The 15701-nt window shown below is 54.9% G+C and carries 14 protein-coding genes; 6 read left to right on the top strand and 8 right to left on the bottom strand.

Going from position 1 to position 15701, the window contains the following annotated elements:
* Positions 1-155: 155 nt before the first annotated feature.
* The gene (locus tag B347_RS27055) at positions 156-761 is read left to right on the top strand and encodes a cold-shock protein (protein ID WP_019410230.1); all 606 of its coding nucleotides are present in this window, start codon (positions 156-158) and stop codon (positions 759-761) included.
* Between the two features lie 68 nt (positions 762-829).
* On the opposite strand, the gene B347_RS0113515 is transcribed toward B347_RS27055, so the two are convergent.
* Together B347_RS0113515 and B347_RS0113510 are read right to left on the bottom strand one after the other, a co-directional pair.
* Positions 830-1036 carry a SlyX family protein gene (locus tag B347_RS0113515; protein WP_026014179.1) on the bottom strand — a complete coding sequence of 69 codons (207 nt, stop codon included), beginning with the start codon at positions 1034-1036 and terminating at the stop codon, positions 830-832.
* Positions 1033-1464 carry an HIT family protein gene (locus B347_RS0113510; RefSeq protein WP_019410228.1) on the bottom strand — a complete coding sequence of 144 codons (432 nt, stop codon included), beginning with the start codon at positions 1462-1464 and terminating at the stop codon, positions 1033-1035. Before B347_RS0113510 ends, B347_RS0113515 begins: the two co-directional genes overlap by 4 nt.
* A gap of 803 nt (positions 1465-2267) precedes the next feature.
* On the opposite strand from B347_RS0113510, the gene B347_RS0113505 reads away from it, so the two are divergent.
* On the top strand, positions 2268-3548 hold the full coding sequence (locus B347_RS0113505) for an OprD family porin (protein ID WP_019410227.1): 1281 nt from the start codon (positions 2268-2270) through the stop codon (positions 3546-3548).
* Positions 3549-3816: 268 nt separating this feature from the next.
* Here the strand turns inward: B347_RS0113505 and B347_RS0113500 are convergent, their stop codons facing one another.
* Both B347_RS0113500 and B347_RS0113495 read right to left on the bottom strand, forming a co-directional pair.
* Positions 3817-4659, bottom strand: coding sequence for a mechanosensitive ion channel family protein (locus tag B347_RS0113500; protein WP_019410226.1), 843 nt, complete (start codon positions 4657-4659; stop codon positions 3817-3819).
* A gap of 127 nt (positions 4660-4786) precedes the next feature.
* Entirely contained in the window at positions 4787-5272 is a 486-nt protein-coding gene (locus tag B347_RS0113495) for a YajQ family cyclic di-GMP-binding protein (protein ID WP_019410225.1), read from the bottom strand.
* 116 nt (positions 5273-5388) lie between these two features.
* On the opposite strand from B347_RS0113495, the gene B347_RS0113490 reads away from it, so the two are divergent.
* Genes B347_RS0113490 through B347_RS0113480 form a run of 3 tightly spaced genes read left to right on the top strand, consistent with a single transcriptional unit; the run spans position 5389 to position 8998 of the window.
* Positions 5389-6330, top strand: coding sequence for a putative 2-dehydropantoate 2-reductase (locus B347_RS0113490; RefSeq protein WP_081498298.1), 942 nt, complete (start codon positions 5389-5391; stop codon positions 6328-6330).
* A gap of 47 nt (positions 6331-6377) precedes the next feature.
* Complete coding sequence (locus B347_RS0113485; protein WP_019410223.1) at positions 6378-8414, top strand: sensor histidine kinase; 2037 nt, start codon at positions 6378-6380, stop codon at positions 8412-8414.
* Positions 8415-8416: 2 nt separating this feature from the next.
* The gene (locus B347_RS0113480; protein ID WP_019410222.1) at positions 8417-8998 is read left to right on the top strand and encodes a cob(I)yrinic acid a,c-diamide adenosyltransferase; all 582 of its coding nucleotides are present in this window, start codon (positions 8417-8419) and stop codon (positions 8996-8998) included.
* 125 nt (positions 8999-9123) lie between these two features.
* Here the strand turns inward: B347_RS0113480 and B347_RS0113475 are convergent, their stop codons facing one another.
* The 4 genes from B347_RS0113475 to secA form a co-directional block, all read right to left on the bottom strand.
* Entirely contained in the window at positions 9124-10068 is a 945-nt protein-coding gene (locus tag B347_RS0113475; RefSeq protein WP_019410221.1) for a Nudix family hydrolase, read from the bottom strand.
* The gene (locus B347_RS0113470; RefSeq protein WP_019410220.1) at positions 10065-10697 is read right to left on the bottom strand and encodes a glutathione S-transferase family protein; all 633 of its coding nucleotides are present in this window, start codon (positions 10695-10697) and stop codon (positions 10065-10067) included. The genes B347_RS0113475 and B347_RS0113470 overlap by 4 nt, the downstream gene beginning before the upstream one ends.
* Before the next feature lie 75 nt (positions 10698-10772).
* Positions 10773-11990: a bifunctional glutamate N-acetyltransferase/amino-acid acetyltransferase ArgJ gene (argJ, locus tag B347_RS0113465; RefSeq protein WP_019410219.1), complete on the bottom strand. Its 1218-nt coding sequence runs from the start codon at positions 11988-11990 to the stop codon at positions 10773-10775.
* 114 nt (positions 11991-12104) lie between these two features.
* Complete coding sequence (gene secA / locus B347_RS0113460) at positions 12105-14858, bottom strand: preprotein translocase subunit SecA (RefSeq protein ID WP_019410218.1); 2754 nt, start codon at positions 14856-14858, stop codon at positions 12105-12107.
* Between the two features lie 308 nt (positions 14859-15166).
* On the opposite strand from secA, the gene B347_RS0113455 reads away from it, so the two are divergent.
* Positions 15167-15625 carry a DUF721 domain-containing protein gene (locus B347_RS0113455; protein WP_019410217.1) on the top strand — a complete coding sequence of 153 codons (459 nt, stop codon included), beginning with the start codon at positions 15167-15169 and terminating at the stop codon, positions 15623-15625.
* Positions 15626-15701: the final 76 nt, after the last annotated feature.

Genomic DNA, 15701 nt, shown 5'->3' with positions numbered 1-15701 from the left:
TTGCTGTTAAATAGGCAGCGTGTCGCCTTCGCCAAGCCTCTGGCGGCGGTGCATAGGCTGATACCTCGCACGTGTCCAGCGCCTCCATTTTTTCAGAAGCGAACCGTGTGCAATCAGCTCTTCCTTGCGATCCGTCTAAACGTGAGTTAATTGAAATGTTGAAAATCGTTCACCTACTAACGGGCGCAGCTGCTTTGCTGCTGTCCTTCATTCCTAGCCTGCAATCCGACGCTGTACCTTACCTCCTCCACTCTGACGCTCTTTACCTGGCTTTTCTGGGCCTGCTCAACCTAACACTGGCTCCTGTCATTCCATTCTGGAATAAAGGTCCACGTCATCAACTGCAAAACCTGGTAAGCGCCCTACTGGTGCTTTCTGTTGTTCTACAAACGCTCACTCTGTTTGGATTACTGCTGCCAATCGGCGACCAACCAGCGATCCTGATCAGCTTGGTACCCGCTGTCATTGCGGTATTGCTGCATCTGGTTGTCAGCTTCTACAAATCATCACCTTCTTCGTCGGCTTCACAAAGCTACGACATGACCAACCGCGATACAGGCACCGTAAAGTGGTTTAACACCTCTAAGGGCTTCGGCTTTATTTCCCGGGATTCCGGCGATGATATTTTTGTCCACTTTCGTGCCATACGCGGCGAAGGCCACCGCGTACTGGTGGAAGGGCAACGCGTTGAGTTCTCGGTGATGAACCGCGATAAAGGACTTCAAGCTGAAGATGTAATCGCAGCACTACCGCGCCGCTAATTTCAGCCTGAAAAAAAACCGCGAGCAGCCTGGCTGCGTCGCGGTTTTTTATAGCCTGTCGAAAAGACTCAGTAGTGCGGCGGCGGAGCTTCCTCTTCAAATGACTCAAACTGACCACCCATTTCTTCTTGGCGCTTGAGCAAGGCCGCCATCTGCAATTGCAGCCGGTCCACCGCGTTCTGCTGCGAGACCAGCACATCATTCAATGCCTGAATGGTGTCATCTTGAAAAGCCAAACGACTCTCTAAATCCATTACCCGTACTTCGAGCGTCACAGCTCACCCTCCAAAAAAGTGAAGCCCTCACCCAAAACAGCTTTAAGCCTGTCACGAATAGCCTGTACCTCAGCCTGACTGTAAAGCTTGGCAGGATGTTTGCCCCACACAGGGCCGGGCCACGCCACGTCAGCCTGAAAACGAACAATCACATGCATGTGCAATTGACTGACTACATTACCCAGCGTGGCAACGTTCATTTTATCCGCGTCAAACAGCCCTTTCAGCACCTTAGCCAACGCGGTGGTTTCACGCCACATCAACTGTTGCTCATCGTCATTCAATTGAAACAGCTCGCTGATACCCTCGCGCCGCGGCACCAAGACAAACCAGGGATAATTCGAGTCATTGGAAAGCAACAAACGGCACAAAGGGAAGTCCCCTATCAGCCAGGTATCCTCTTGAAGGCGTGTATCCAAAACGAACACTGGGTGCTCTCCTGTTTAACGGAAATTTTCAGCTCAACGCAGCGCCTGAGGAAACTCATCAGCCATTGAGCCGCATGGACGCAGGATACCCTTGATTGATGCTCACTTCACGCCAGCAACCACTCTTCATTAGCGGGAGTGCAGCCGCCAGCATTCGCGCAGCGCCAGCTAAACACTTGGCCAGCGGCCCGCGAACACCGATGCACCAAAACAGCACAGAATGTTTGGTTTTAGTGCACCGAAACGTCACCCGCCACCCCAACCAGTGTGAACCGGTAACGCTTTGTGCGTATTTTTTGCGGAAGAACTGCTCTTATGCGCAAAAAACTCGACAGCCAGCACCAGTCAACTACCTTTCTACCCAAGCAGCACAAGGGGGTTGCCGCCCAAAAACGCCCAAATACATTTTATTTTGGCTGCGACTACTGTTTGAGCACGCTTGTTGCATTGCGTACTTACAAAATCGCCAAGGGCGCAGCTGGGGTGCAGCGACCTAACGATAGATAACTCTAGCGGAGCTTTAAGGAATGGGAGTTTTCAATACCTGATACAACCTTTTTTCCGGCGTCCGTTATTGAAACCATATGAAAAACATGCGAAATACCGCACACAGCTGTGCCTTTGCGACATGTAGAGTGAATTTTGCGACATAGCTGTAAAGAAGCTGAAAGCTTATGAGAGCAAGTATCGCCAATATTGTCGGCGTGATATAAGTTTGCGCCGACACAAAAAGAAAGAGCCGCCCAGATAATAATTCAGGTGGGACGGCAGTACTCTTCCTAAAACCAAAGGAGCAAATCACGATGCGCGTGATGAAGTGGAGCATGATCGCCCTGGCTGTATCAGCCGGTACTACTCAGTTCGCAATGGCTTCGTCCCAGGACGACGCCAAAGGTTTCATCGAAGACAGCACGCTGACTTCCAAAACCCGCATGCTGTATATGAATCGCGACTTCAAAAGTGGTTACAGCAACCCAACTAACGGTGGAAAAAGCGGTTACCGTGAAGATTGGGGCCTGAGCGAGCTGCTGAACTACAACTCTGGCTTTACCCAAGGCACTATCGGCGTGGGTGTTGATGCATTCGCCATGGGTACTCTGCGTCTGGACGGCGGCGCGGGTCGTCAAGGTAACGGCCTGTTCGCTAGCAAGAGCGACGGTTCGCCAGAGGACACTCAGTCCAAGGCCGGCGCCGCTGTCAAATTCCGTCTGTCCGACACTGTACTGAAATACGGTAACCAGTTTGTTGCCAGCCCGGTTTTCACCACTGATGACAGCCGTTTGCTGCCTGAAGTGGCGACAGGTACTTTGATTACGTCCCACGAAATCAAAGGGCTGGAACTAAGCGCGGGCCGCTTTACAGCGCTGAGCTCACAGACTGGCATGTACCATGACAGCCTGCACCTACCAGTTGCAAACATTGCCGGCGCGACTTATCAGTTCACCGACAATTTTGTCGGCGGCCTGGCAGCATCGGACGTTGAAGACTACTTCAAGAAACAGTACATCAACCTGAACTACACCTTCCCGATCAATGATTCTCAATCCCTGAATTTCGACTTCAACGGCTATAGAACAACGAACCAAGGCGACCAAAGCAAACAAGAAGGTGTCGATTTCGACAACAAAATCTGGAGTTTGGCAGCGGCCTACAGCATCGGCGCTCACAAATTCACCCTGGCTCACCAGCGCTCAACCGGTGACAGCGGTTACTACTACGGCGTAGACGGTAACGGCACGATTTACCTTGCCAACTCCGTTCAAATTTCCGACTTTAATGGCAAAGACGAACGCTCTTGGCAGGCTCGTTACGATTTGAACCTGGCAAGCTACGGCGTACCAGGGCTGAGCTTCATGGCCCGTTACGTAAAAGGTGACAACATTTCCACCAACGATGGCGAAGGTCGCGAGCACGAATTCAACTTCGAGAGCAAATACGTACTGCAAGAAGGCCCGGCCAAAGACCTGTCTTTCCGCCTGCGTAGCGCGGTCTACCGCAACACCAGCAACTACGTTCCAGCCAGCGGAAACCGGGACAACAACGACGTTCGTGTCATCGTTGAATACCCTCTGAACATCTTGTAATTGCAGCCTTAGGGCAACCTTTACAAACACGTTGTTTAGCAAAAACCACGCACCCTATACAGGTGCGTGGTTTTTTATTGCCCGCAAAAAAGTCTTATATATAGCAAGCTAACTAACAAATACCAATGCGAGTAATTATCACTTTCCTCGTACTGCTCTGGGATTCGTCACTAACAACCTGACTCAAAGATCAAAAACAATTAAAGAGGCCTACGCCCCTTTAATTGTGTGTTTATGCCTCTTCAATAGCAGGCTATCGAATTAACACTTACTGTGCAGACACTTCCTGGACAACACGAATGACGCGTTGCGGAAATGGAATATCAACACCTTCTGCTTTTAAACGATCACGGGCATGCTCGTTAAACATGAACAAGACATCCCAGTAGTTTGGAGTGTTAACCCAAACACGCAGCGACATGGTGATTGCACTTTCACCTAGCGTGGTCACAACCACAACCGGAGCAGGCTCTTTCAAGATGCGAGGATCATCAGCCAGCGCCAGCAAAACCTCGCGAACTTTTTGCAAATCCGCCTCGTAATCCACACCGACATCAAACACCACTTTGCGCGTCGGTTGACGGTTGTAGTTGGTAATGATGCCGTTGGACAGGTTGCCGTTCGGCACGATAACGGTTTTGTTGTCGCCGGTACGAAGCACGGTATGGAAGATCTGAATGCTATCGACAGTGCCGCTCACGCTTTGCGCTTCAATCCAGTCACCGATCTTGAACGGACGGAAAAGCAGAATCAGCACGCCACCCGCAAAGTTGGCAAGGCTGCCTTGCAACGCCAAGCCGATGGCCAGACCCGCCGCACCGATAGCTGCCACGAATGAGGTGGTCTGGATCCCGATCATCGAGGCGACACTGACAACCAACAGCACCTTGAGGATGATATTGACCAGGCTGCTGATAAAACCTTGCAACGCCAGGTCAGCTTTTCTCAATGCCAGCAATTGGCCCAGCTTCACCGTCAACCGGTTAATCAACCACCAGCCGATGGCCAGCGTCACAAGCGCAAGCAGCACACGACTGCCGTACTCCATGATCATTGGAATCCAAGCCTGCGAGGCCTTGATCAAGTGATCAACTTCAGCGTTCAAATCCATTTATTTCTCCTCACGACAACGTCATTTATTCTGCAAAAACGATAAAACAAGCGTAGCAGCTGAATCGTTTACGCCATGCCCAGAAAAATCGGACGCCAATGATCGCCACAGGTTCCCCGGGCGGTAATCAGTCGCGGAAGTTATTGAACTGCAGCGGCAAATCAAAGGTCTTGGCGCGCAACGCAGCAATCGCTTCTTGCAGGTCATCACGCTTCTTACCGGTGATGCGAACCTGCTCGCCCTGAATGGCCGCTTGAACCTTGAGCTTGGCGTCCTTGACGTGAGCAACGATTTTCTTCGCCAGCTCTTTATCGATGCCTTCCTTGAGCACAACTTCCTGCTTCATCAACTTGCCAGACGCGTATGCATCCTTGATTTCAAGGCACTGCGCGTCGATCTTGCGCTTGACCAGAGCCAGCTTGAGGATCTCAATCATGGCTTCTAGCTGAAAATCCGCCTCTGCGGTCATATTCACCGTGAGGTCTTTTTCTTTGAACTCAAAACTGCCTTTGCCCTTGAGGTCATAACGGCGGTCCAACTCCTTGACGGCGTTCTCGACTGCGTTGGTGACTTCGTGCTTGTCCAGTTCGGATACCACGTCGAACGACGGCATGTAATTTCTCCACTTAATAAAGGGCGCGCACAACACAGATGGAGCGCGCCTAGCCTGACAGTTAAAATGCGCGGGCATTATAGCGATTCTTCGACTTCATTCACTGGCGAGCACACATGCCACATTCGAACGGCAGACAAACCGCTACACGCTGGCACATTCTCGGCGCTGGAAGCATGGGCATCCTGTGGGCCGCGCGGCTGGCGAGAGCGGGTTTGCCCGTGACCTTGATACTGCGTAATCAAGTGCGCCTGCACGCCTATGAAGCCGCACAAGGACTAACTCTAGTTGAAGGCGAACAATCACGACGTTTAAACGTCACGGCACAGTTGCCCGAGGCCGATGAGCCTATTCAGCGTTTGCTGGTCACCTGCAAGGCTTATGACGCCGAGCAAGCCGTCGCGCACGTTGCCCACCGACTCAGCCCCAATGCCGACGTCATCCTGTTACAGAACGGCCTTGGCAGTCAGCAAGCCATTACGGCGCGCGTGCCACACGCGCGCTGCATTTTTGCCTCCAGCACCGAGGGTGCATACCGTGACGGGGACTGGCGCGTGGTGTTTGCAGGGCATGGCCACACCTGGCTGGGCGACATCTCTGCAGACGAGGCGCCGCAGTGGCTCGAAGAACTTCAACGCAGCGGCATTACCCACGAGTGGAGCCCAACTATCCTCAGCCGCCTGTGGCGCAAGCTGGCCCTAAATTGCGCGATCAACCCGCTGACCGTCCTGCACAATTGCCGAAATGGCGGTCTGCACGCGCACAGCGATGAGGTCAATACCTTATGCGTCGAACTCTGCGCCCTACTAGAACAGTGCGGTCAGCCCGACGCGGCAGTCGATTTGGCGGCTGAAGTCAATCGCGTCATCCATGCCACAGCCAACAACTATTCCTCGATGTATCAAGACGTCACACAAGGCCGGCGTACCGAGATCAGCTACCTGCTGGGCTACGCCTGCGAAGCCGCGCGACAGCAGCAGTTGGCTGTACCGCATTTACAGGCATTGCATCAACGACTCACCGACTACCTTAAGCGGCACGGATTGCCCTGCAACTGAGGCCCGCGCTACTCTGCGGGCACGTTCTTCTTTATGCGGTCATCCACATGCCCTTGCGCCAGCGCCTAGAAAACCTTCCGGTAGGCCAAAAGTTGCTAGCGGCCCTTCTGATGTTATTGGCGACCGTTTTGCTGGTGGCCAATTTCACGTTCATCAGCGCCGCCTACTGGATCTCCCACGAAAGCACAGCACCACAAGCCTTGCAGACACTGGGGCGGCTGTCCTCAAACCCCGATCTTATTACTCAAGCACTGGACTCGCCGGAAAAAGCTGAAGCCCTGCTCAATGAAATAGGCAGTTATGCACCGTTACGGGCCGCCGCTATTTACGACAGCTCCGGCAACCTGATCGCGCAACTGCAACATGGCGAGCACCTACCGCTGCCAGAGCATTATCGCCAGATCGAAGCCTGGAGCCTGACGGAACTGCGCAGCCACCAAGTCACACGTTTGCACCACGGCGATCAACCTCTCGGGCATTTGTTGCTTGTGGCCAGCAGCGAACTGCCCACGGCGTTTTACACCGGCACCTTTACGGCGAGCCTGGGGATTCTGGTGTTCAGCGTTTTGCTGTGGCTGGTGGTTTCGCGGCAAATCAAGCGCTTGGTCACCCACCCCATCCACCGCCTTGAAGAGCTGTCTCGCCAGGTTACCCGTGAAGAAAACTACGCGTTACGCGCAGCACCGGGCAACAACGACGAAATCGGCAGCTTGGCAGAAGCCTTCAACACCATGCTGTCGCGCATCGAAGCTCGCGAACAAGAACTCAAACGTGCCAGAGACGAAGCCCAGGCGGCCTACGATCAGGCCCAAGCGCTGGCCGAGGAAACCCGTCACACCAATCGCAAACTGGAATTGGAGGTGCAGGTTCGCGGCAAAATCGAGAAAAAGTTGACCGGCTTTCAGAACTACCTCAACAGCATCATTGACTCCATGCCATCCGCCTTGATCGCGCTAGATGAGCAGCTCTACGTGACGCAATGGAATCAGGAAGCCAGCGCCCTCTCAGGGACAAGACTGGATGAGGCGCTGAGTCAGCCGATCTACCTCGCTTTTGAACCCTTAAAGCCTTTTCTGCCACAGCTCAAAGACACCATCGAAAATCACCAGGTGGTCAAAATCGAGCGCGTGACTTGGGGCCAGGGCGAAGACGCCCGCCACTACGCCCTGACCTTTTACCCTCTGACGGGCAGCGGCGGGCGAGGTGTGGTGATTCGCATCGATGACATTACCCAGCGCCTGTCACTGGAAGACATGATGGTGCAGTCAGAAAAAATGCTCTCGGTGGGTGGGCTGGCAGCCGGGATGGCCCACGAAATCAACAACCCCTTAGGCGCCATCCTGCACAACGTGCAGAACATTCGCCGACGCTTGTCTAACGAACTGCCGAAAAACGTTGAGACAGCAGAACAGATTGGTATCACCCTGGATGCCATCAGCCAGTATTTACAGGCCCGCGAAGTCCCTCAATTGCTCGACGGTATACAACAAGCCGGGGCTCGCGCCGCAAAAATCGTCACCCACATGCTCAGCTTCAGCCGGCGCAGCAATCGCCAAATGAGCCCCTGCGACTTGTCAGCACTTATCGAACAAGCGGTGGATATTGCCAATAATGACTTTGATCTGGCGCTGGGCTTTGACTTTAAGGGCCACGCCATTATTCGCCAGTTCGACCCGCAACTGGGCCCTGTCCCTGGCATTCCTAACGAACTTGAGCAAGTGCTGCTCAACTTGCTGAAAAACGCGGCGCAGGCGATTAACCAGCGCTCAGCCAACATGGAACCGGGGCGCATCATTTTGCGCACCAAACTCAGTCCACCCTGGGCTGAAATACAGGTTGAAGACAACGGCGTTGGCATGCCAGAACACGTACGCAAGCGCATTTTCGAGCCGTTTTTCACCACAAAAGAGGTTGGCCAGGGCACAGGGCTCGGCCTGTCAGTGTCGTACTTCATCATCACCAATAACCACAAAGGGCAGATGGAAGTGCAATCCACACTTGGCCAAGGCACCTGCTTTACCTTGCGCCTACCCTTGGCCAGCAACCTTTTGCCCTCTCACGAATCAACCACGATGGAACTGTAAACATGGGCTTTCGCTTATCAAAGATCTACACCCGCACAGGCGACAAGGGCGAAACCGGCCTGGGCGATGGTCGACGCGTGCCCAAGGATCATCCTCGCGTGGAGGCCATCGGCGAAGTTGACACCCTGAACAGTCAGCTTGGCTTATTGTTGGCCGGGCTCACTGAGCACGGCCTCAAGTGCCCGGGACTCAATGAGCTGATAACAGTGCTTGAGCCGTGCCAGCATCGGCTGTTCGATCTGGGCGGAGAACTGGCGATGCCGGTGTATCAGGCGCTCGACAGTGCCGAGGTTGAGCGGCTTGAAGCGGCAATTGATCTGTGGAACGAAGAGCTGGGCCCGCTGGAGAATTTCATCCTGCCCGGCGGCTCTACGTTGATCGCCCAAGCCCACGTGTGCCGCAGCCTGGCCCGCAGCGCTGAGCGTCGCTGCCAGCAACTGAATGCACTGGAACCTTTGGCGGGCGTGGGATTGGCGTACATCAACCGACTATCAGATTTGCTGTTTGTCGCTGCGCGACTGATTGCCAAACGTCAAGGGATTGCCGAAATCTTGTGGCAGGCCGCAGCAAAGCCAGCCAAATGAGCTGTGTTACGACGGCTACGTAGCCGATCGCAGCCTTCGAACCTCGTCAGCGACTACAGGGATCAGGCCCGCCCCTGTAGGAACGAGCTTGCTCGCGATCTTTTGATCTTAGAGCCCCTGCCCTGTCAATCCTGCGGCCAGAACGCACGAATACCCGCTACGCCTTGCGCACCGATGCTCCATGCCTGCTGACGATCATCCGCACTCAGCCCGCCCAACAGAAACACCGGCTTACTGAAGTTGGCAATCAACTGCTGCGCCTCTTCCCAACCCAAAGGCGGTGTATCGGGGTGAGTTTGAGTCGGGAGTACGGGCGATAAGGTCACGAAGTCCACATCCATTTGCTCAGCCAACGCCAGCTCTTCAGCGTTATGGCACGAGGCGGCCAACCAGCGGTCTTTCGACAACGGTCGGCCTTTAGGTGCGTATTTGCGCAATTGCGCAGCCGTTAAATGCCAACCTGCGGATGGAAAATCCCCCAGCCATTCCAGCGGGCCTTTGAGCATCAACTGCGCCTTACCCGCGCATAACCCGGTCGCATCCACCGCCAAGTCGCGGTATTTAGGGTCATAGCCATTGGGGGCACGCAATGAAACCAGTTTGATACCGCCGGCAATGGCCTTCTGCAACCCGCGCAACAGCTCTGGGGTTTCCAGACCATCCGGGGTAATCAGGTACTGATCCGGCAAGCGTGCCGCTACAACAATCGGTGCATTGGCTGCCGGAAATTGGTAATTAAGCAGATCTCGCGGTGCAACCCACGCCAAGGGCTGACCTTCTGCGCCATGGGGTTGACCACTAAAATCCGACACTTCCCATACATCCAGCAACACCTGTTTATCCGGGTAGTCGTGTTGAACCTTGATCAGCGGGCGGGCGGCGTTAACCATGATCCCCAGCTCTTCTTGCAGCTCACGACTTAATGCAGCTTCGACCGTTTCCCCTGCCTCGACCTTGCCGCCAGGGAACTCCCAGAGCCCGCCCTGATGCTGAGTATCTGCGCGACGAGCGATCAACACCTTGGCGCCTTCGCCACGAATAACGGCCGCAGCCACATGAACTCGTTTCACCTTTGTACTTCCTCTAATCCGGCCTGTTGCCAGGCTTTAAACGCCGGCCATTGGTAAATGGCGTCGATGTAGGCTTGGTCTTCAACGGACAATTCAACACGATAGGTACGCAGCCGCACGGCCACTGGCGCAAAAAAAGCATCCGCGAGGCTCAGACGGCCAAACAGATAAGGCCCCTTTTCAGTCGCCACACCCCGGCATTCAGCCCACAAAGCCAGCAGGCGGTCGATATCGATTTGAGCGTCACCGGGCATCGGCACGAGCGCCTGATCACGACTCAGGTCAAAGGGCAAATTGGCGCGCAAGCCGAAAAAACCGCTGTGCATTTGCGCACACGCTGATCGCGCTTGAGCCCGCGCGGCAATGTCCACCGGCCACAATTGAGCCCCCGGAAAACGCTCATTCAGGTATTCGGCAATCGCCAATGAATCAGCAAGGGTTCCGTGCTCCGTCTTCAACAAAGGTACTTTACCCGTTGCCGAATGCTGCAAGATCAGCGCACGGGTGTCGGGCTGCTCCAGTTTAATCAACTGCTCGGTGTACGAAACACCCGCAAGGTCTAACGCCAACGCGCCACGCAAAGACCAAGAGGAATACAACTTGTCGCCAATGATCAGGTGAAAACTCATGGTGGATCGTCCTTTTCAGCCCGTTGAAAACCTGATCTGCCGGAACGAGACTAACCCGCTCCGGCTGATCGTTGATTACGTGCGGTATTCGGCGTTGATTTTCACGTATTCATGGGACAAATCAGTGGTCCAGATAGTCTCGCTGGCAGTGCCACGGCCCAGCTCGATACGGATCGTGATTTCCTCACGCGCCATGACTGCCGAGCCTTGTTCTTCGGTGTAAGTGGCCGAGCGCGCGCCGCCGCTGGCAATGCACACTTCGCCCAAGAACACATCAATCTTGCTTACATCCAGCTCAGGTACACCGGCACGGCCCACGGCAGCCAAGATACGGCCCCAGTTCGGATCGGAAGCAAACAGGGCGGTCTTGATCAGTGGCGAGTGAGCCACGGTGTAACCCACGTCCAGGCATTCTTGGTGGTTTGCGCCACCATTCACTTCAACAGTCACGAACTTGGTCGCGCCTTCGCCATCACGCACAATGGCCTGGGCCACGTCCATGCACACCTCAAACACGGCTTGCTTCAAGGCCGCGAACAGTGGGCCGCTGGCTTCAGTGATTTGCGGCAGATCGGCTTTACCGGTGGCAATCAGCATGCAGCAGTCGTTGGTCGAAGTATCGCCATCGATAGTGATGCGGTTGAACGATTTGTTGGCGCCATCCAGCAGCAGGTTTTGCAGCACGTCACGCGAAACCTTGGCGTCGGTCGCGATGTAACCCAGCATGGTGGCCATGTTCGGACGAATCATGCCAGCACCTTTGCTGATGCCGGTCACGGTGATGGTCACGCCTTCATGCTCGAACTGACGACTGGCGCCCTTAGGCAGGGTGTCGGTCGTCATGATGCCGGTGGCAGCCTCAGCCCAGTTATTTTCAGAGAGATCGTCCAGAGCCGCCTGCAGGGCGCCTTCGATTTTCTCAACGGGCAGCGGCTCGCCAATCACTCCGGTGGAATACGGCAGTACAGCGCTGGCGTCCACCCCAGTCAGTTCAGCCAGTTTGGCGCAAGTGCGGGTAGCAGCGGCCAGACCCGGCTCGCCGGTCCCGGCGTTGGCATTGCCGGTGTTGGTCAGCAGGTAACGTACAGCACCCTGAACACGTTGTTTGGCCAAAATCACCGGCGCGGCGCAAAAGGCATTCAAGGTGAACACACCGGCTACGCTCGAACCTTCAGCGCAGCGCATAACCACCACATCCTTACGCCCAGGACGCTTGATACCGGCTGAAGCGATGCCCAGCTCAAAACCGGCCACCGGGTGCAAAGTAGGCAAAGGACCAAGACCAACAGCCATGACGCGCTCCTAAATAGAGATGACAGTTCCGCCAATGGGCGGGAATTCAATGGTAAAACGCCGCGACGGCTAATGCCGGTCGCGGCGCAGGTGTTTCAGCAGTTGAAGCGGGCTTTAGTTGATTTGCCCGTGACAATGTTTGTATTTCTTGCCCGAGCCGCAGTAGCACAACTCGTTGCGACCCAGTTTCTGCTCATTACGAGCAGGCTCGGTAGCCGTTACCACGTCAGACACATCGGCGCCTTCAAGCACTTCAGCCAACGCTTGCGGCTGATCAAGGCCCGGCGCTTCGGCATGCTGGAACTGCATGCGTGCCGCCAAGTTTTCAGCCTCTTGACGCAGACGGGCTTCTTCTTCGATCGGATCTTCGCGACGAACCTGTACATGGGACAGCACACGGATCGAATCACGCTTGATCGAGTCAAGCAGCTCGGAGAACAGGTTGAACGACTCGCGCTTGTACTCTTGCTTCGGGTTTTTCTGCGCATAGCCGCGCAGGTGGATACCGTGACGCAAGTGGTCCATGGTCGACAAGTGGTCTTTCCACAGATCGTCCAGAACACGCAGCACAATTTGTTTCTCGAACGTACGCAGGGCTTCCGGGCTCGCTTGTTCTTCTTTCTCGTTGTACGCCGCCAACAACTCGTTCAGCAGTTTCTCGCGCAAGGTTTCTTCGTACAGATGATCGTCTTCGTCGAGCCATTGCTGGACCGGCAACTTCACCCCAAAACCGCTTTCGATGGCAGATTCCAGACCTGCAATGTCCCACTGCTCTGGCAACGACTGCGGCGGAATGTGCGCGCTAACGGTGCTGTCGAGAACATCTTTGCGGAAATCAGCAATGGTTTCGCCGATATTGTCAGCCGCCAGCAACGTGTTACGCATGTGATAAATCACTTTACGCTGTTCGTTGTTAACGTCATCGAACTCCAGCAATTGCTTACGAATGTCGAAGTTGCGACCTTCAACCTTGCGCTGAGCCTTCTCGATCGCGTTGGTCACCATACGGTGCTCAATCGCTTCGCCAGACTGCATGCCCAGCGCTTTCATGAAGTTCTTCACTCGATCAGACGCGAAGATACGCATGAGGCTGTCTTCAAGTGACAGGTAGAAACGGCTCGAACCGGTATCGCCCTGACGACCGGCACGACCACGCAACTGGTTGTCGATACGGCGCGACTCATGACGCTCGGAAGCAATGACATGCAGACCACCCGACTCCAGCACTTGCTGGTGACGTTTCTGCCAATCGGCCTTGATCTGAGCAATTTGCTCGGGGGTCGGGTTTTCGAGCGAGGCAACTTCAACTTCCCAGTTGCCGCCCAACAGGATGTCAGTACCACGACCGGCCATGTTGGTAGCAATGGTCAGCGCGCCTGGACGACCGGCCTGCGCAATGATTTCAGCTTCTTTTTCGTGGAACTTAGCGTTCAGAACCTTGTGCTCAATACCTTCCTGATTCAGCAGGTTGGACATGTGCTCAGAGGTTTCAATCGTCGCTGTACCCACCAACACTGGACGACCTTTGGTCATGCAGTCTTTGATGTCAGCCACAATCGCCGCGTACTTCTCGTCCGCGGTCAGGAACACCAAGTCGTTGTAGTCTTTACGCGCCAGCGGCTTGTTCGGCGGGATAACCATCACCGACAGACCATAGATCTGGTGGAATTCGAATGCTTCGGTATCAGCGGTACCGGTCATGCCGGACAGCTTGTTGTACAGACGGAAGTAGTTTTGGAAGGTAGTCGATGCCAGGGTCTGGCTCTCTGCCTGAATGTTCAGGCCTTCTTTGGCTTCAATCGCCTGGTGCAAGCCTTCAGATAGACGACGACCCGGCATGGTACGGCCAGTGTGTTCGTCGACCAGCAATACCTGACCGTCTTCAACGATGTATTCAACGTTGCGATGGAACAGCTTGTGCGCACGCAGTGCCGCGTAAACGTGAGTCAGGAGGCCCAGATTGTGTGCGGAGTAAAGGCTTTCGCCTTCTGCGAGTAGACCGATCTGGGTCAGCATGTCTTCTACAAACTGGTGACCGGATTCGTTCAGCTCGACCTGACGGGTCTTCTCGTCGATGGTGAAGTGGCCAGGCTTGGTAACCTCCCCTTCAACTTCTTCGATGTGCTGTTCAAGGCGCGGGATCAGCTTGTTGATTTCGGTGTACAGCTTGGAGCTATCTTCGGCCTGACCCGAGATGATCAGCGGCGTGCGGGCTTCGTCGATCAGGATGGAGTCGACTTCGTCGATCACTGCAAAGTTAAGCTCGCGCTGGAATTTTTCTTCCATGCTGAAAGCCATGTTGTCGCGCAGGTAATCGAAACCAAACTCGTTGTTGGTGCCGTAGGTGATGTCGGCGGCGTAGGCTTCACGCTTTTCTTGAGGCGGCTGGAACGGCGTGACAACGCCGACCGTCAGGCCCAGAAACTCGTAGAGCGGACGCATCCAGTTGGCATCACGACGAGCCAGGTAGTCGTTCACGGTTACCACATGCACGCCCTTGCCAGACAATGCATTGAGGTAAACCCCGAGGGTGGCTACCAAGGTCTTACCTTCACCGGTACGCATCTCTGCGATCATGCCTTCGTGCAAGGTCATGCCACCGATCAACTGTACGTCAAAGTGGCGCATGCCCATGACGCGCTTACCCGCTTCACGGCAGACCGCGAAGGCTTCAGGCAGCAATTGATCGAGGGTCTCACCTTTAGCTATGCGGGCCTTCAACTCTTCGGTCTTGGCGCGCAATTGCTCATCGCTCAGAGCAACCATTTGCTCTTCGAAGGCATTGACGACCTGTACCGTCTTGAGCATGCGTTTAACTTCGCGCTCGTTCTTGCTTCCAAAAAGTTTCTTTAACAAAGGCGCAAACATATCGGCAGGATCTTCCACACATAGGGATGGAGGGCGGCCCCGTGAGTCGCCCGAGCAGCCCTGATGGCCGCATGCGAGCGAGCATTCTACCCGGAAACGTCGGTGAGGAAAGTGGCGTTATTCCACGATACTGGTCTAGCGTTGTGACGGGGCCTGACTAAAATAAGGCCTTTTTGCGGAACTTCAACCCATGCGAGGCATAAGTTACTCATTGATTTTGCAAATAAACTGAAGCGATTCAGGACTATGTCGAGTGAAATGGGCACTTTCTGCTAAGATTGCCCCTCAGTTTTTTAAGGTGCTTGAACATGGCTTTTCGCCCACACCCAGCACGGGCACCCTCTGTTCTGCTTCGCGAGGCCAAGCCCCTAAAGGCCATTTTTGGCCACGCCAAGCGCTTGGCGCACCTACAACGCCTGCTCGAAAGCCAACTCCAGCCTGCCGCACGTGAACATTGTCACGTGGCGTCATGGCGCGAGGGCAGTTTGTTGTTAATCGTCACCGACGGCCATTGGGCTACACGTTTGCGTTACCAGCAAAAACGTTTGCAACGTCAATTACAGGCCTTTGACGAGTTTGCCAGCCTGACCCGGATTTTGTTCAAGGTTCAGCCGCCTACGGTGCTGGCCAAAGTCAACGGTCACACGCTTGACCTTTCCATCGATGCTGCGCAAACCATTCAAGCGACGGCCGACGGGATAACCGACCCAGCGTTGCGGGCAGCGCTTGAGCGCCTAGCGAGCCACGCCAAGCCTAAAGCTGATTAATGGTGTCGCCGCTGGACCGCAGAACTTTCAAAAAACGGGCGGCTATGCCCCCCTTCGCAGCCTGCGGCAGCGGCTA

It is taken from the genome of Pseudomonas psychrophila HA-4 (assembly GCF_000282975.1).
Classification (GTDB): domain Bacteria; phylum Pseudomonadota; class Gammaproteobacteria; order Pseudomonadales; family Pseudomonadaceae; genus Aquipseudomonas; species Aquipseudomonas psychrophila_A.
Note: the sequence above shows the minus strand (reverse complement) of the source record. Positions and strands in the feature narration are given on the sequence as shown.